Source organism: Flavobacterium sp. (genome assembly GCF_047602195.1).
In the GTDB taxonomy this organism is placed as follows: domain Bacteria; phylum Bacteroidota; class Bacteroidia; order Flavobacteriales; family Flavobacteriaceae; genus Flavobacterium.
Genome location: NZ_JASGHW010000004.1, coordinates 566093 through 584992 on the forward strand (window position 1 = coordinate 566093; position 18900 = coordinate 584992).

The 18900-nt window shown below is 51.2% G+C and carries 9 protein-coding genes; 7 read left to right on the top strand and 2 right to left on the bottom strand.

Going from position 1 to position 18900, the window contains the following annotated elements; genetic code table 11:
• Positions 1 to 71: 71 nt before the first annotated feature.
• Entirely contained in the window at positions 72 to 2897 is a 2826-nt protein-coding gene (locus QM717_RS08815) for a T9SS type A sorting domain-containing protein (RefSeq protein ID WP_415036915.1), read from the bottom strand.
• 249 nt (positions 2898 to 3146) lie between these two features.
• On the opposite strand from QM717_RS08815, the gene QM717_RS08820 reads away from it, so the two are divergent.
• Positions 3147 to 3755 carry a hypothetical protein gene (locus tag QM717_RS08820; RefSeq protein ID WP_415036917.1) on the top strand — a complete coding sequence of 203 codons (609 nt, stop codon included), beginning with the start codon at positions 3147 to 3149 and terminating at the stop codon, positions 3753 to 3755.
• A gap of 102 nt (positions 3756 to 3857) precedes the next feature.
• Here the strand turns inward: QM717_RS08820 and QM717_RS08825 are convergent, their stop codons facing one another.
• On the bottom strand, positions 3858 to 8900 hold the full coding sequence (locus QM717_RS08825; RefSeq protein ID WP_415036919.1) for a YDG domain-containing protein: 5043 nt from the start codon (positions 8898 to 8900) through the stop codon (positions 3858 to 3860).
• Positions 8901 to 9209: 309 nt separating this feature from the next.
• Here QM717_RS08825 and QM717_RS08830 point away from each other — a divergent pair, with 309 nt between their 5' ends.
• The 6 genes from QM717_RS08830 to QM717_RS08855 all read left to right on the top strand — a co-directional run bounded on the left by QM717_RS08830 (position 9210) and on the right by QM717_RS08855 (position 18881).
• Positions 9210 to 10124, top strand: coding sequence for a T9SS type A sorting domain-containing protein (locus QM717_RS08830; RefSeq protein ID WP_415036921.1), 915 nt, complete (start codon positions 9210 to 9212; stop codon positions 10122 to 10124).
• A 462-nt stretch (positions 10125 to 10586) separates the two neighbouring features.
• The gene (locus QM717_RS08835; protein ID WP_415036923.1) at positions 10587 to 12449 is read left to right on the top strand and encodes a tail fiber domain-containing protein; all 1863 of its coding nucleotides are present in this window, start codon (positions 10587 to 10589) and stop codon (positions 12447 to 12449) included.
• Between the two features lie 188 nt (positions 12450 to 12637).
• A complete protein-coding gene (locus QM717_RS08840) occupies positions 12638 to 13264 on the top strand; it encodes a response regulator (RefSeq protein WP_415036925.1) in 627 nt (208 codons plus the stop codon).
• A gap of 7 nt (positions 13265 to 13271) precedes the next feature.
• Positions 13272 to 14855 carry a histidine kinase gene (locus tag QM717_RS08845; RefSeq protein ID WP_415036927.1) on the top strand — a complete coding sequence of 528 codons (1584 nt, stop codon included), beginning with the start codon at positions 13272 to 13274 and terminating at the stop codon, positions 14853 to 14855.
• Entirely contained in the window at positions 14779 to 15030 is a 252-nt protein-coding gene (locus QM717_RS08850) for a sensor histidine kinase (RefSeq protein ID WP_415036929.1), read from the top strand. Before QM717_RS08845 ends, QM717_RS08850 begins: the two co-directional genes overlap by 77 nt.
• A gap of 341 nt (positions 15031 to 15371) precedes the next feature.
• Positions 15372 to 18881: a tail fiber domain-containing protein gene (locus QM717_RS08855; protein ID WP_415036931.1), complete on the top strand. Its 3510-nt coding sequence runs from the start codon at positions 15372 to 15374 to the stop codon at positions 18879 to 18881.
• Positions 18882 to 18900 lie beyond the last annotated feature (19 nt).

Below are 18900 nucleotides of genomic sequence, written 5' to 3' on the forward strand. Positions count from 1 at the left end.
CAGTTGCCCAATGAAATGAAATAAAAAGCCCCTTCGTTTCCAAAGAGGCTTTTGTTAAATCGTGAAAATTATCATCGTTTTACGACGCGCAAAGTTTCCATCGTTCCATTTTGGTTCACAATGACATTGTAAACCCCCGATGGATAACCGCTTCCGATTTTCGCACTGAACGAATCCGCGTCTTTCATCTCAACGGTCTCGAGCAATCGGCCCAGCATGTCGTATACTTTCAACTGTGCATTTTCCTTGGCCGATGTCAGCAATTCGATCGTAAAGTCGGCCGTAAACGGATTCGGATAAGCCGATGTGCGGAACGTTTGTTCCATCGCAACAGTTTCAGCAGACGGTGCGCCTTTGGCCAAAGCACCCGGCGAAGTAATGTCGCAACTGTTTCCATAAGGAGACCAGGTTCCAGAAGTCATCACCGCCACACGCACATGGTACAGCGCGCCCGGACTCGAAAACGCCGGCGGCACCGAATTGAAAATGAAATAATTGGTCGGTTTGGTAATGACGGTCGATGCATTGTCCGAATCGCGTGTGATTTCAAAACGGTATTGCGTCGCACCAGTCACACTGGCAGTCGCAATATTGGCCGTCCCTGAAGCGATGACCGCATTGCAATTGGTCAGTGTAGGAACCGCAGGCGAAGTCACATTGCAGGCCGCGCCGTATCCCAAATAATCACCCGTAGTCTTGACGGCCACTTCAATCTGGTAAACCGTGCCATAATTGTAACGCGTCAACATTTGGAGGCTGAACCAGTTTTGCACCCGGTCGATGGTCTGAACCGCATTTGGTCCCGATGGATCGGTCAAATTGCTTACGCGGAAACGATAGCCCGTCACGCCGGCCAAGCTCGTGGTGGCAATCAGCGTATTGATTTTGGGTAAGACTGCCCCGCATTGTGCCGCAATGATCGAAGACGCGCCGCCTTCGGCCAAGATGCCCGGAGTGGTGATGTTACAGGCCGGGCCATAATACCCGAGCCACACGCCATTGCGCTGCAACATGATTTCAGCCGTATAAGCGGTACCATACGCATAAGAAGGGAATTGCGTGATCATGAAGTGCGGAACGTTCTTTTCAATAACCTGTACTTCGGCACCCTGCGTAAGACGGATGCGGTATCCCGTAATGGGACCGCCAATGGTTTGGATGCCAATCAGCGATTGGATCGAGGCCAAAGTTGCGCCGCAAGAAGCCGGAAGCAACGAAGTCATGAGTTGGTTGCCTTCGTCGAGGTTGCCATCGCAATTGTTGTCCACACCGTCGTAAAGCACTTCGGCCATACCCGTATGCGCCAACGGCTCGTTGTCGTTGCAATCGTTGCTGTTCAAGACATAGCCGATTGGGCCAGCGCCACAGCCGACCACCGATACATTGGGATTCCCGAAACCGTCATTGTCGGCGTCTTCATAATAGGTATTGATGCCGGAAATGGCCAGGTTGCTGCCGTTGTCGCTTCCCGTCGTTGCCAAATTGCTGCCCACCACGCGGATGCGGTAACCCGAACCGGCAGGGGTAATCAACGGAATGGTCACCGAAATGGTCCCGCTGCCCGTCGCGTTGATGCTGCCAATCGAAACCGGAGCGGTAAAACTGCCCGAGGCATCCGACAATTGTGCGGTAAATACATTCCCGGCGGCAAAATACCCATCGGCGGTATAATTGACATCGAATGTCTGTTCGGTACAATAAGGAGAAGTAGCGCCCAATGAGACTATGGCAATGGCATTTGGCGCATAGGCGCTAATTTTGGTCAGGTTCGGCTGGGTAGTGTTGCCATTATAACTGAGGGCTTCACTGGCCACGAGCAATTTTCCGTCGGGCTGGAAAGTCGATTTGTAGACAATGCCGCTCATGCTGGTGCCCGCCACAAAACCGGTATCGACCGAACCGTCCGTGTTGAGGCGGACCATGCGGTTGACCAAAGTTCCATTGTAATTGAGGAAAGCCCCGCCAACGAGCACTTTTCCATTGGGCTGCAGCGTAAGACTTAGCGGATAATTGTCAAGACCGGTTCCGATATTGAACGTATTGTCGCGTGTACCATCGCTGTTGATGCGCACCAGGCGGTTGGTCACGACCGGGGTTTGTCCGTAGCTTGTAAAATAACCCCCGATGATGATTTTGCCATCGGGCTGCACGGCGTGGCACAATACTGCATTGTTGATGATGCGTAAATTGGTATAAGTAACATCGCGTGTACCGTCGGCATTCAGGCGCAGCAAGCTGTTTGCGGGCGTCCCATTGTAATTGGACCATCCGCCGCCGATATAGATGCGGTCGTCAGGCAAAACACTCGAAGTCCACACATAGGAGTTCGGGCCTACGCCACCTGCATTGAAACTCGTGTCGATCGTCCCGTTGGATTCGAGTCGGAACAAACGGCCTGCCGTAGCATTGAATTGGGTAAACAACCCGCCGATGATGATTTTTCCCGTAGATTGGATCGAGATGGTAATGACATCACTGTTGGCCCCGGTTCCGGGATTGAAGCTGGGATCTACCGAGCCATCGGCATTCAAGCGCGCGATGTTGTTGCGCGGAGTGCCATTGAAATTGGCAAACTTCCCACCGATCAATATCTTCCCGTCCGATTGCAAGGCCATGCAGTAGATGTTATCGGTCGACAGCGCCAAACCGGTTCCGGGATTGAACCCCGTATCGAGCGAACCGTCGGCATTGATGCGGGCGATACCGCTTCGGGCCACGCCGTTGTAATTGTCGAAAACACCGGCAATGAGAATTTTTCCATCGGACTGGTTGATTGTCGTATAGGCAGCAGCGTCTGGCCCTGCGCCGCCTGTGTTAAAATTGGCATCGATGGTTCCCATCTGCGCGATGGCCTCCAGCGATAACAGGCATAGGAGTAATAGTGTAATTTTTTTCATAGTGTGGTAATTTAAAATTAAAATCCATAAACAGTTGAAAGATAGAATTTTTATAAAAACTGCAATGTTTCTGTTTTTCAGACTTGTTAACAGTTTTATCAATAAAAAAGCACGAATTTTCGCAAATTAATCGCGTTTTTTGATGTGAAAAACTTAACATTAACCAAAGCATTTAAATCCTACATTTGTTTGTACAAAACTTGCGGTGACTTATTTTTATAGCAAATACCGCCCTAACGCCAGAAAATCATGATGGAAACCGACCCAAACACCAACGGTCCAAAGCCCGAAGCGACACCCGCCGCAACGCCAAAAACCGCAACGCCCCGCAAGCCAGTGGCCAAAAAACCGACCACGCCAAAACCGGCAACACCCAAACCAAGAGCTACCCGGGCAGCTTCGCCCAAAACAACGGCAAGCCCTGTGGCAAAGGCCAATACCCGAAGCGCATCGGCAACAGCTCCTAAAAGAGCAGCCACAACCCGTACGGTAAAACCCAAAACGACAGCAACCGCGGCAAAGAAAACGGCTGATGCCCAAGTGGAAACCAAAGCAGCAGTGACGGAAACCGCATCGGAAACCATCGCCAAGTCTATTGTTAAACCGGCATTGAAAACCCCGAGTCTGAAAATGGCTTCCGGAAACGATCCTGAGAAAGACAAAGCCAAGTCCGACAAAAAGAAGAAAAAGGACAAGGAAAGAGCCAAAGCCAAAAAGGACAAGGCCAAGCAAAAGGAAAAAGACAAGGCCAAAAAGAAAAAAGCAAAAGCAAAAGAAAAAGAAAAAGACAAGGCCAAGAAAGCCAAACTCAGAGCCAAGGCAAAAAAGAAATCCAATTCTAAAAAGAAGAAAAAATAGTGTTTGATCGGGAAGCCTCATCGTTTGATGGGGCTTTCTTTTTGACCAAAAATATAAAAACCCCTCCGTTGCTGAAGGGGTTTTTTAAAGGTTGTTTCAAAATCAGCGTTTGACCACACGCAGCGTTTTGACCATGCCATCCTGATTGACAATCACGTTGTAAACCCCCGATGGATAATCGATTCCCAAACTTTGCACCGCCAATTCCGAAACGGCGATGGTTTTCGATTCGATCATTCTGCCCAGCATGTCATAGACTTTGACCGAGACATTTTGATTCCCGGTCGCATCGATGTGGAATGCCGAACTAAAAGGATTCGGGTAAGCCGAAACTTTGGATGTGCTTTCGAGGGCAATAGCCTGGGTCGAATTGATGGCACCTTTTGCGGTACCGCCCGGAGCGGTAATCTCGCAGGCATCACCGAATGGCGACCACGCGCCCGAAGTCAATACCGCTACCCTGACCGAATACAAGGCACCCGCCGTGAAAGCCGAAGTCGGAACCGAATTGAAGATGAAATAATTGGAATTTCGGTCGATGGTCGTACTGGCATTGTCCGATTGTCTGGTGATCTGGAAACGGTATTGTGTGGCGCCCGAAACGCTTGTCGCGGCTACGGTTGTCGTTCCCGAAGCCACGGTTCCGCCACAATTGACCAATGATGGAACGGCCGGGGATGACACCTGGCATGGTGCACCAAAACCGCTGAAATCGCCCGTCGTTTTTACGGCCACTTCAATCCGGTAAGTCGTGCCATAGTTGTAACGCGTGAGCATTTGCAGGCTGAACCAATTTTGGGTACGGTCAATCGTCTGTACGGCATTCGGACCCGAAACATCGGTCAGGTTCGTCACGCGGAAACGGTATCCGGTAACACCTGCGATGCTGGTCGTGGCAATAAGCGTATTGATCTTGGGCAAGGTAATGCCGCATTGGGATGGCGAAACGGATGCCGCTCCGCCTTCTTCGAGGATGGCCGGTGTCGACACGAAACAGGCTGCGCCCCAACTGGCCTGCCAGATTCCGGCCCGCTGCAATTGGATTTCTACGGTATAGGTCGTCGCATAGGCATAAATCGGGAATTGCGGCATGGTAAAGTGCGGCACGTTTTTCTCGATGACCTGCACCTGCGCGCCATTGGTCACACGGATCCTGTATCCGGTTATCGGATGGCCGCCCACGGTCTGGATGCCGATCAATGAACCGATTGAAGCCAAGGTCGTTCCGCACGAAGAAGGCAATAATGTGGTGGTTACCGTTCCTGTTTCGTCTGTCGCGCCGTCGCAATCGTCGTCTACACCATTGTAGGGAATCTCAATGGCAAACGGATGGATAGAAGCCACACTGTCATTGCAATCGAAGCCAGACACGGCATATCCCGCCGGTGGGGTATTGGCATCTGCGGCGCAAAGATTGACCGCCGAGCCTGTTCCATAGCCATCACCATCAGCGTCCACATAGAATGGGTATTCGTTGTTGACGGTAATTGTGGCAGAACCACTGTTGTTGGTACTGGCCAGTGCATTGCTGTCGACTACAGAAACCAAGGTGTAAGTCGCCGTTGCAGTCGGGGCAAGACCGATGCTGTTTCCGGAGACGTATTCATCGACCGAAAACTGGTCCGTTCCATCGGAGAGGGTCACCACGTAAGGCGCACTTCCTCCGGTAATGTCAACGGTCAGGCTCGCCGAATCACCTGCACAAATGGTGGCGGATCCCGAAAGGACCGCAGCCGTCGGTCCGGTTGCCAAGGTAAAGCTTGCGGTGTTCAAAGTAATGACGCCCGCCGCTGCGCCGGTTGTCCAATACCCAGAGTTGGTCACCTGGGCTTTGTAGCCCGCCATGCTCAACTGGTTGTCGCGTGGACCGGTATACTGGCCGCGAGAGGCCGCACTGGCCAGCACGACAGTGGCATTGGGTACATTAAGTTGGGTCGGTAAATATGAATTGTTGGTATTGGCGGTTCCCGAGCTCAACCAAGTTGCCGTGCTCGTGCCGCCGGAGCCTTGCAATTGCAATCCGAAAAGCAGTGTTCCGTTGAAGGTCGTTGGATTGCTGTTCGAGGCAAAATCAGGAGTGCTGCCCGAAGTCGCCGCGCCTTGGTAAGCAAAAATGTTGTCACCGCCGCTGGCCAATCCGTTGAGGTTGCCCGAAACAATCGTACCGTGGTTGGTACCTGCCGATGACGTATTGTCCTGGATCGTAATCACGGTTCCGGCAGGAATGGTCGCCCCGTTGTTCCTCCAGATCACAAATTGCTCGCCGCCACGCGCATTGTTGGTGGCATTGGCCGAAGTGGCCGCGAGGAAAGCATTGTCGGTAAATTTAATATAGGTTCCGTTGGCGATGTCCACCCAGCACACGAATGCAAAATTATCAGGCGTGTTGACGTTGAACCCGATGATCGACAAGTCACCCACGTTCAGGACGGTCGGCCCGGGCGTGATGTTGGCCGTCAATCCCGTCGGTTGCGGATTGATGGCGTAGTTGCTGCCGTGTGTACCGCCCAAGGTAGATGTTGAGGTTACGGCAATGCCATTCCCGACTGCCGAAGAAGCAAATGTTCCTGTCCCGATTAAAGTCACTACGTCGGGTGAAATCACGCCCGAAAGCGTTCCGGTAATGACCGCATTGGTGTTGCCGTCAAACGGTTTGTTTTGGGCCACTGCCCCCGAAATGGTCACGAAAGCCTGGGTGATGTTGGCCGTAATCCCGGTCGGTTGTGCCAAGGTGTAATTTCCGGCATCGCTGCCAGAGAGCGAATAGCCGCTTACGGTAATCGGTTTGTTGCTGCCTACGAATTGGTTGTTGAAAGTGGCAGTTGGCGTTCCAATCGCGAACACGTCATCCGAAAGCACAAAACCACCCAAAACCGCCGTTCCGCTTAAAGAAGCCGTATTGGTTCTGTCGTAAACCTTGTTGACCCCGCTCAGTCCGGTAAGGGTTAAGCCCAAAGCGGTAATGTTGGCGGAAAGTCCAATCGGTTGTGTCAACGTATAATTGCCCGCATCGGCTCCGGTCAAGGTCAGGGCGGCGGTAACCGGGATGTTGTTGTTTACATCCTCGGAAGCAAAAGTACCACCTCCGATGGCCGTGACGTCATCGCCATTGATTGCGCCGGTCAAGGTCAGGTTGCTGATCGCTGCGTCGGTATTGCCATCGTAGACTTTGTTGTTGGCTGTCGCGCTGTTGGCGGTTAATGTTTTGACAGTGATGTCGGCTGATAAACCAGTCGGTTGGGTCAGTGTGTAATTTCCAGCATCGGCACCGCCCAATGTCGAGGTCGATGTGATCAAAATTCCGTCGGCCACATCTACCGACGCAAAAGTTCCAGTTCCGATAAACGTCACATCATCCGAATTGATCACGCCGTTCAAAGTGCCCGAAAGCGTAGCGGAATTATTGCCGTCGTAGGTTTTGTCATTGCCTGTCGCAGTCGCGGTAATCGCTTTCGGATCGACAGTCAGCGTTTGGTCTACCGGTGTTGCTTCTTCATATGTGCCGTTGCCGTCCTGTTCGGCGGTGATGGTTGTGGTTCCTGCGCCTACAATCGTCACGACATTGCCTGAAACAGTAGCCACATCGGTATTCGAACTCATATAAGTTACGGTAAGCAGCGAAGATGCCGTTGCGGTCAGGTTGAAGTTGGCATCGCCATAGGTCACATTGGCCAACGGATCGAAAGTGATGGTCTGCGGTTGCAGTGCTTCTTCATAGATGTTGGCGGTCAATCCCGTTGGCTGTACCAGATTGTAATTTGAGCTGTCGCCTGTGATGGTTGAGGTTGAAGTCACCGGAATGTTTTCCCCAACGGCAGACGAAGCAAAGGTTCCTGTTCCTACGAAATTCACGACATCGGGCGAAATGACTCCGGATAAAGTTCCCGTAATCACCGCATCGGTATTGCCGTCAAACAATTTGTCTTCGGCCTCGGCATCAACAACCGTCAGGTCTTTGGCGGTGATGTCTGCCGAAAGGCCGGTCGGTTGCGTAAACGAATAGTACGCTGCGTTGGCTCCGTTTAAAGTCAAGTTGGAAGTCACGGCAATGTCGTCATCCACATTGAAATCGGCAAAAGTACCCCCGCCGACCAAAGTGAGCACATCACCATTTTCGACGCCGGTCAAAGTCCCGGTAATCGCAGCAGCCGTATTGCGGTCATAAATCTTGTTTTGTGCGGCGGCCCCGGCAAGCGTCAGGTTTTTGATCAAGACAGTTCCGGTCGAACTCAAATCATGGAATTCAGGTCCGTCAGGGAAAACGGCCGTCGATATGGACAAAGGATAATCTCCGGGAGCCGTATTGGCAGCCAATCGGATGTAAAGCGTAGTCGTGGGGATGGCAAAGACGCTCGGCGTGATTTCGACCCAATTCGTCGAATAGCCGCTGTTTTCAGCCAATGAGATTTCATATCCCGTGGCCGGAAAAATGGTTACGGTATTGGACAAATATTGGCCGGAAAGGGTAAATGCGGTAGGCGTTGCAGCCGTACCATAAGTCGTGGTCTGTGTAGGAAACGGTCCCGTGATGGTATATTCAGGGTCCATCGCTACCCCGCCGGTTACCGTGACGTCATCGAGACGGAAAGTTCCGGTGGTTGCTGCAGTTCCCGCAGCCAAATCGGCACGTTGTGTACCGTAAGGATAGAAACGGAATTTAACCGATCCGCCATGTCGTACCAGAAAATCAGGGAAATTCCAAGTGATGGCCGATCCCGACGTGGGTGTGTTTGGTGCCGCACCCCAAGCGGTAAACGTTGCGAAATTGTCCGTGCTGTAACGCACTTCGAGCCTGTTCGGTGCGGTTCCACTGCCTTGTCGGAAAAACGAAAGCGATTGGATCCCCATTTTGTAGCCGGTATTGGCCGTCAGCGAAAATTCGATGTAATTGGTTTCCGATAATGTGGCGGTGTTGTTGAGTGTCGTGCTGTTGAACACATTGGCAGTCACCGTACAGGTCGCTCCTTGACGGGTCAATGGCGAGCCGGTTACATTGGCTGGAAAAGTGGGCACGTTGCCCGGAGTGGGACAGGTGGAGGCGCCTGTGAAAACGTTAGAATAAAGCTGTGCCTGCGCTTCATTCACTCCGAAGAAAGACACCAAACCGATCAGGCTGAACAGCCAAACCGATTTTCTGAAATTCACGGATTTTTTCTGGGGAAATAGTATTTCCCGGAATCGTAGTGTTGGTTCCATTTAAAATTTGTTTTGTTTTTGACGTTGTAAAGTTAACTGCTTTGGTCAGCCGTTCCAAAACAAATCTGGCGCGGATAGGCTAACAGCAAGCCAATCTGCAAGTTATCGTAAATTTCAAAGCATCGGCGAAATATTTATCAACAAAAGCATCGAAAATTTAACACATTCAGACCAATAAATTAATGATTTCTTAAAGTAGGCAAAAAATTGCAATATGATTTAAATCAATAACTTAGCCCAAAATTTAATCCCGATTTTATGAAAACAAACTACTCCTTTTTGACATTGGCCGCCACGGTGCTTTTCTCGATCAGCGCCTGGAGCCAAGCCACGATTGCCCAATGGAATTTCAACGGCCCCTCGGCCACCGAAGTCCCGGGAGGCAATGATTCGCCAACCCCAGTCGTGGGTGCCGGAACGGTCGCCTTGATCGGTGGTACCACGGCTACCTATTCTTCCGGGAATACCACTGCGGGAACACTCGAAACCGAAACGACCAGCCCACCCAACTACGGTTGGCAAACGACCAATTATGCGCCCTTGGGAACCGACAACAAACTGCGCGGCATCCAAGTCAATGTCAGCACTGTGGGCGAGGCCGGGATCACTTTCCATTGCGAGCAAAGGCTCAGCAACACGGCCAACAACACCTATGTAGTGCAATACACCACCGACCGCACCGCGCCCTCACCGGTTTGGGTCGATGCCCAGACATTCACTTTTACGCCGGCAGCCACCGGAACTGGGGATACGTGGTACAACGACCGTACGATCAATCTTTTGGCTGTGACCGAACTCGACAACAACCCGAATGTGGCGTTCCGTGTCGTGAGTGCCTTTGATCCGAACACGGGCGATTATTTGGCGGCACGTTCGACTTCTACCTACGCGGGAGGCAATGTACGTTTTGACATGGTCACCGTGACCAGTGCGGTTTCGCTGCATACGACCAACTTTTCGGCACCTGACAATAGCTTTGTGATTTCGCCGAACCCGACTTCGAAAGGCATGGTTTATTTCAATAAGGCGGAGGACATTGAGGTGTATGATGCGCTCGGCAAACTGATCCTGCAAAAGAAAGCGGCCACTTCGATTGATGCTGCGGCATGGCAATCGGGAACCTATTTTGTCAAAACGGCTTCAGGGTTGAGCAGGAAATTGATTGTTAAGTAAGGAAATACTGCATTTTTGATTGTCAAAAGCACCAACCTTCCCTGTTTTGGGAAGGTTTTTTTTCGGTTTTAACAAAGCTAAACTGTAATATTTTAACGTTTTCAACGATAAAACATAAGTTTTCAACGAATAAAAGGGTTTGTTAATCAGAATCTTATAAAAAGATTTACATTTGTTACGGATAATGTTTTAACATTTCCACATTTGAAGTTGGCATTTGTCCTACCAAACAAACCAATTTTTTAGCCCCCATATACTGAAGTTATGAAGCGAGTATTGTTATCCCTACTAACAATTTCCTTTCAGTTTGCCTTCGCGCAGGTTGGAATAGGAAACGCGTCGCCGAAAGCGCAGCTGGATATTTCGGCATCGAACCAAGCCGCACCAGCGCCCATCGATGGAATCCTGATTCCCAGGGTGGATAGTTTTCCGGCAATAAATCCCGCAGCAACGCAAAACGGAATGCTCATTTTCCTGACCACCACGGCAGGAACCAAACTCCCTGGATTTTATTATTGGAGCCAGCCCGCCTTGGCGTGGGTCGGACTCAACAGCGACAATAAAAGCTGGGATGTTTCGGGGAATTCCTCGGCGGTAAGCGGAACCAACTTCATCGGGACGACCAATGCACAGGACGTCGATTTCCGCACCAACAACCAAATCAAGATGCGGCTTACCCAACGCGGACAGATCGAGATCGTCAATACCGGAAAATCGGTTTTTATCGGTGAACAGGCCGGAGCGGCAGATGACCTGACCAACAATTACAATGTATTTGTGGGTTACCAAAGCGGCATGTCCAACAGCGGCGGATTCAACAATTCGGCATTGGGATACCAGGCTTTCCGCAGCAATACCACCGGGGTGTACAATTCGGCATTCGGGTCGGGCGCGCTACAGGCCAATACGACCGGAACCAACAATACGGCTTCGGGTTTCAATGCCTTGGCTTCGAACACCATCGGAACGTACAATACGGCTTTTGGCGCCAATGCGCTTTACGCCAATTCGAGCAGCATCCGCAACACGGCCATCGGCCACAATGCGTTGCGCAATACCGTCGGCGACAACAACACCGGTGTAGGCGATCATGCGATGCACGGCAACACCACCGGTTATGGCAATACTGGTATCGGCGGTAGTACGTTGCTCAACAACAACGACGGATACTTCAATACCGCTACAGGCTATACGGCCATGATGAGCAATGTTTCGGGCTATGGCAATACCGCCTTGGGTACCTCGGCCTTGTATACGAATGTGGCCGGGAACAACAACACGGCGCTCGGCGTGTCCGCTCTGCTGAGCAACACGGGCAACAGCAATACCGCCTCGGGGGCATATGCCTTGCGCGACAATACTTCTGGGGGTAACAACACGGCCTCGGGCCGCAATGCGTTGCTCAAAAATGGCAGCGGAAGCAACAACACCACCTCAGGAACCAATTCGCTTTCTTCGAATACCACCGGAAGTTCGAACACCGTTTCGGGTTTTACCGCAATGATGACCAACGCGACCGGGGGCAACAATACCGCCCAAGGCGCTTCTTCGCTTTATTTCAATGTCGATGGCAGCAACAACACGGCGGTCGGTGTAACGGCGCTTTTGGGCAATGTGTCGGGCAACAACAACACGGCGGTCGGAAATTCGGCTTTATCGGTCAATTGGACGGGGAACAACAACACGGCCGTGGGCAACCAGGCCAATGTTTCGCAAACCGCGTTGGCCAACGCCACAGCCATTGGCAACCAGGCCACGGTCAATACCTCGAACAAAGTGCGTTTGGGCGCTACCAGTGTGACGGTCATTGAAGGCCAGGTGCCGTATTCGAATCCGTCGGATGCGCGTTTCAAGAATAATGTGAAGGCCAATGTGCCGGGATTGGATTTCATCCTCAAGCTCAAACCGGTGACCTATCATTTCGACACCAAGAAATTCGACGAGCACCTGATGCAACAAATGCCAGACAGTTTGAAAAACACCTTCAGGAATCGCGATTATACGCAATCGTCTTCGATTTTGCATACCGGATTCCTTGCGCAGGACATCGAGAAAGCCGCGCAATCGATCGGTTATGATTTTGACGGACTGCACGTGCCTGATGCGACCAATCCAACCGACAATTACAGCGTGGCCTACAGCCAGTTTGTGGTGCCGATGGTCAAGGCGATGCAGGAACAACAGGCCCAGATCGAACAGCAGCAAACCGAAATTGCGCAGACCAAAACCGAAAACGCCGAATTGCGTGCAGTCGCGCAGAAACAGCAAAAACTGCTCGAGTCGTTGCAGAAACGCCTTTTGGAACTCGAAAAGAAAGTGGAATAAGACAATCTTGGTTTTTCACGATAATCATTTACCACACAAGCCAAGCGAACTGACGCAGTAAAACGCACAAAGTTTTGACTTCTTCACTTTGCAGAACCGCCGATTCTTGGCGGTAAAGACTTCTACGCCTAATTGCGTATTTCCGATTCGATTTCGTATTTTTAACTTGCAAAGCAAAGGGTTGGTTTATGAAAAAAAGAATCGGAATTGTCGAAGACAACAGGGATTTGCGCGAAGCATTGGCGATGATGATCCAGTTCACGGAGCATTTCGAATTGGCCGGCAGCTATGAGAATGCCGAAATCGCAATCGAATCGGTGCCCCAATCCAAACCCGATGCGATGCTCATGGACATCAACCTGCCCGGTTTCAGTGGCATTGAATGCGTGTCTGTCCTCAAAAGGAACAATCCCGAGATTTTATTTTTGATGTGCACCTCGTACGAGGACGACGACAAGATTTTCAAAAGCCTCGAAGTGGGCGCCAGCGGCTACATCCTCAAGACCGATGGGCCGACCAAAATCATCGGTGCGCTCGACGACCTTTTCGATGGCGGTAGCCCGATGAGCAGCAACATTGCGCGCAAGGTGGTCGCGAGTTTTTCCAAATTCGAGACCAAGAATGCTGCGATACAATCCTTGACTTTACGCGAGAAGGAAATCCTCGAATGGCTGGCCAAGGGAAAAATGAACAAGGAAGTCGCCGCCGATCTCGAGATCAGTACCGGAACCGTACGCAAACACATCCAGAACATTTACGAGAAACTGCACGTCAATACTAGGGTCGAGGCAGTTAACCTGTACCTCAAACGATAAATTGCCGATGAAAAAGAGGTTCGTCTTCCTTTTTGCGATGTGGTCTGCTTGCGGTTATGCGCAGGATGCGGGCGCACAGAAAAGGATTGCCGTTTTCAATTCGTGCCCGACCGTTGAGTGCCAGCTTTCGGAAGCCATCCGGATTGCTGAATATTACGTCGAGACCGACCACATGGACAAGGCGCAGGAATGGCTCAACTATTCCAAAAAGCTCAACCAGTTCCAGCCCAAAGACAGCATTTCGTTCTTCATCAACAGTTTGCAATCGGAGGCTTTTTATTATATGGAGCTGTACCAGTTTGGCTTGCACGAGGCCGAAAAAGGCATCGAACGTGCCAAGATCCTCAAGGACAGCGCCTATCTGTCGGACGCCTATTTCTTCAAAGGCATCAACGAAATCGAGATGAACCAGATCGGTGCCGCGCAGCAATCGCTGTGGAAGGCGCAAAAATATTATCCGTTACGGGTCAAAAAGCATTTGCGGACGCTCATCGCCAAAGCCTACATCTACAACAACATCGGGCAGGTCAAGCTAAGGGTCAAGCAACTCGATTCGGCGATTGATTACAACACCAAAGCATATGGGCTTGCGAGACAACACCAAAATTTAAGGGGAATTGTCAATGGCGAGCAAACCTTCGGGCTCATTTATGCCGAAAAGAAAAACCAGGACAGCGCGCGTTTTTACCTTTCGAAAAGCATCACCTCGGCCGAACAATATGCCCTCCAGGATGTGGCCACGCTCAATTGTGCCTACCTGATGCAAACCCATTTGGAAAACCCAGAAAAGGTCAATGAACTGTACCAAAAAGGACTTGGCATCATCGCCCATCATGAGGTGAACAATTCGTATGAGCGTTATTTCTATTCGATTGCGCTTGAGGTGTTTCGAAAACTCGGCGACCAAAAGCAGATTATGGCGTTGCAGCAAAAGGTAATCGATGTCAACAAAGACACCAGCAACCGCGCCAATTATTACATCCAGAACATCACCGAGCAGTACATGCAAAATGAGAACAAACTGCTCGTTTCCCGAATCAATGAATTGGACCAACAGCGCAACATCGCCATTTTGCAACTGGTAGCGGCCGTGTGCGGATTCTTGGTCTTGCTTTTCGTGGCGCTTTTCTTCCGGCGCAAAAACAAATTGCAACAGTCGTTGCTCGACCAGAAGAACGAAATCAGCAAGGATTTGCACGACGACATCGGCAGTGAACTGAGCAGTATTCTGATCAACGCCAATTTGCTGCTCCATCATTCCGACACCAATGAAAATCAAAAGACACTCATTGCCAAAATCAGCGACACCAGCACCGAAATTTCCCAACGCCTCAACGCATTCATCTGGTCGCTGAGCACCGAAAACAATAGCATCAGAAGCTTCAGCGAATACATCAAACACTACGCGTCGCAATTGCTCGAAAGGCACGCAAATCACATTCGAATACACCGACAATGTTGTCTCGGTAGAAGACAAACCGCTCAACGGCTATTTCCGCAAGAACCTGTTTTTTGTGATCAAGGAAGCGCTCAACAACTCGGTCAAGCACGCTTCGGCCAAGCAAATCGGTCTGTCGATTGCCGCCAATGAAAAAGAACTGCAGATTGTAATCGCCGACGACGGCATCGGAATCCAAAGCGAAAATACGTTCGGCAACGGTTTCCGCAACATCAAAAAACGCATCGAATCCTTGAACGGAAACGTTAATTTCGACAGCGGCAACGGTTTAAAAATCACCGTAAAAGTACCGCTTTCCAACCGCTAAATTTCCCATGATTCTTTTTGTAGGAAAACGACGTACGCGCTTTGGCGTAGGTTTACTTTAACCAAAAATACAGTTTTTTCCAACCGTCATTTTTTGATGTTTTTTTGGGCGTTGCCTGCGGCCGGGCTTTCCGCGGTGCACGGCACTGCTTCACACGAGCGAAGCGAACTGGCGAAGCAATCCCTAACGCGACCGTCGGGAACCATCAACTCTTTCCTAAAATAAAAACATCACAATCAACCGCTGTTCCTGTACTCCCAAATACGTATTGTGCCGTGCTTGAAAATAAGCCACTTTTGATAAATCAATCGAGTCCAATCCCATTATCAAAAGCGAAAGAGATGAAAAAAATGATACCACTGCTTTTCTTCCTCTGCACCGGAATGCTCCACGCACAGGTTGGCATCAATACGACCGATCCCAAAGCACAGCTCGACATCCGCTCAGCCAACCCAACAGCGCCGACCAATCAGGATGGATTACTGATCCCGAAAATAGACACCTTTCCCGCCATCAATCCAACCGTAGATCAAAACGGCATGCTCGTTTTCCTGACCACGACCGTCGGGACAAACGCACCCGGTTTTTATTATTGGGAACAGGCCACGACGAGCTGGAAGGGCATCGGCAACGACAACACCAAATGGGGTTTGACGGGAAATGCCGGAACCGTATTCGGCACACACTTCATCGGCACGACCGACAACCAAGACATCATCTTTAGGCGCAACAATGTCCATGGCGGACGCCTCGGCGGTACGGTCACAGGATTCGGAACCATGTCTACGCTTTCGAGCGCGGCCAACAATTCGGCTTTCGGACACCGTACACTGACGACAACGACGGGCGGCAGCAACACTGCCATCGGTGCCTTTTCGTTGCAAGGCAATGGTTCGGGCGTTTCCAATACGGGCGTTGGCGTGCGTTCGATGGAAAACAATACGTTCGGCTCACAGAATACGGGTATCGGCCAATTTGCTTTGCCCGACTTGACGCAAGGCGACAACAACATCGGTCTGGGATACAATTCGGGAATGAACATCACAACCGGATCCAACAATATTGCCATTGGTGCCAATACGCTTTTCAATACCAATGGCATTTCGCAACTCAACATCGGCAACACGATTTACGGAAGCCTCGCGGGAAATAAAAACATAGGAATCAACAGCGTTTTTCCGCAGGCGATGCTCGATGTGTCGGCGACCAACCAAGGCATGCTGATTCCGCGGGTGGCGCTTACCACTGCGGTTGCGGCTGCACCTGTAATCAATCCGCAGGGGGTGCCGCTGGTAGAATCTACGTTGGTTTACAATACCGCAACGGCTGGAACCGCCCCCGATAATGTCACCCCCGGATTCCATTATTGGAACGGCAGCAAATGGCTGCGCATCGACGCCGACGAAGCCAAGAACAAATGGGGCGTGAACGGCAATGCAGGCACCAATGCGGCGACGCATTTCATTGGTACCACCGACAACCAAAATGTCGTTTTCAAACGCAACAATGTCAGGGCAGGTACTTTGTCTGGGATCATCACCTCCTTTGGCTTGGCTTCGTTGAGCAACGCCACCGCCTATGGTAGCGCCGCTTTTGGTTTGATGGCAGGGCAGTTCATGGGCGGAATCCACAGTACTGCAATCGGATACCAATCCTTGTATCAATCCACGGGCGACGGCAATGTGGGGCTTGGTTCATCGACGCTTTCGTCACTACAGGCTGGAAATGACAACACGGCTATCGGTCTTAACGCATTGTCTAATATTACGGGCAGTACCGCCAACAACAATAATGTCGCGGTAGGAGCCAATGCGGGCAGCAGCATCCTTGCCGGCAGCGGCAACATCATGATCGGGGCCAATGCCGATTCGACGCCGAGTTCAACCAATAAGCTCAATATCGGGAATACGATTTATGGCAACATCGGTGCGGGCAAAAACATCGGAATCAATACCATTGCACCGCGGGGCATGCTCGAGGTCAGTTCGACCACCAACGGGATTCTTATTCCAAGGGTTTCGCTTACCGCCACCAACATCCAACTGCCCGTAGTCAATCCGCAAGGGGGCGCTTTGCCCGAATCGACCTTGGTCTACAACGTCTCCACCACAGGAACTGCGCCCGATAATGTGAGTCCGGGATTTTACTATTGGAACGGCACCAGGTGGCTGCGCATCGACGCTGACGAAGCCAAAAACAAATGGGGCTTGACTGGAAATACAGGAACCAACGCAGCGACAAATTTCATCGGAACGACTGACAACGTCGATGTGGTATTCAAACGCGCCAACCAACCGGGCGGTCGATTGGGAAATTCCTATACGGCATTTGGTGCTGGTGCGATGCCCGCCGTCGGTTTCGCCAATACGGCAATAGGCAGCATAGCCATGGCCAATTTAAGTGGAGGCGCATTCGGCAATACAGCCTTGGGCTTTGAAACGATGAATGCTCCGACCACGGCTTACCACAATACCGCACTGGGCCGTTCGGCTTTGCGCGAAAGCAACGACGGTTTCCAAAATACGGCAGTCGGCGCTTTTGCGATGGACGTCGCACATGGCGACAACAATACTGCGGTCGGTTTTCTAGCAATGCCCACCAATACCGGTAACGACAACACGGCCTTGGGTTTTTTGAGCATGCCTTCCAGCGGTGGAACGGGCAATACAGCTATAGGCTCCTATGCCAGTACCGGTAATGGAACCAACACGACGGCCATCGGTTATCGTGCATTGGCGACCGGGAACAATGCTTTGGTACTCGGTAGTGTTGATGGAATCAATGGTGCCACAGCCAGCGTCAATGTAGGTATCGGTACCACAACGCCATTGGCCGCGCTTGAAGTCGCCGATGAAAATGTCGTTACTTCGGGTACGGGACGCGGCAACCTCAATGTCATGACCAGCAGCCCAGGCGCAATCGACGTAGGTGGCGCGATTACACTGGGCGGCTATCGTGACCCGGCAGCCTCGACATTCCGCGTATTTGGATCGGTGGAAGGAAGAAAAACCGACGCCGTGGCCAACAGCAGCGACGGTTACCTGATGTTCAAGACGAATTTGAATGGTACGCTGCACGAACGCATGCGCATCACGCATGAAGGAAACATCGGGTTCGGTATTTCTGCACCCGAAGCGATGCTGCATCTTTTTGCCGGTGAAAGCGGAACAGTTCCCAATATCAATTCCCGATTCGTGATTGAGGACGACGATGCGGCCTACCAGCATTTCCTGACGCCGGCCGCCAACGAAAGCGGATTGTTGTTCGGGACAAGCGCCGGTTCGATACGCGGCGGGATGGTTTTCAATAATGTCAACGTGGCCAGCGGATTTCAATTTCGCGTCGGTGGAAATGTGACGCGCATGACGCTCACGGCCAATGGAGATTTGGGTATCGGGACGATCGCACCCGGCGGACAATTACAGCTTACGCTCGACGAAGGCCGCAAACCCGCGACGGGAACCTGGACCACGGTTTCCGACGAGCGGCTCAAAACAATCCACGGTGCCTACGCCAAAGGATTGGAAGAAATAAGCAAACTGCAACCCATTGTCTACAACTATAAAAATGTTGGGGAAAGAATTTTCGAACCTGAAGTACTTGGGAAAGAATACGCCGGATTTTCGGCTCAGGAAGTGCAAAAGGTTTTCCCGGAAGCGGTAGGAGTGGATGCTGACGGCTACCTCAATTTCAACATGCATCCGATTCTTGTCGCCTCGGTCAACGCCATCAAAACACTCCAACAACAAAACGAACAACTCCTAGAGACCAACCGCAAACTGCAGCAGCAACTTGAAGAGCACGAGAAGAAGCTGCAGGATATTTTGGATAGATTGCCCGAACACAAGTAAAGTGGTATTTACTCGGGTG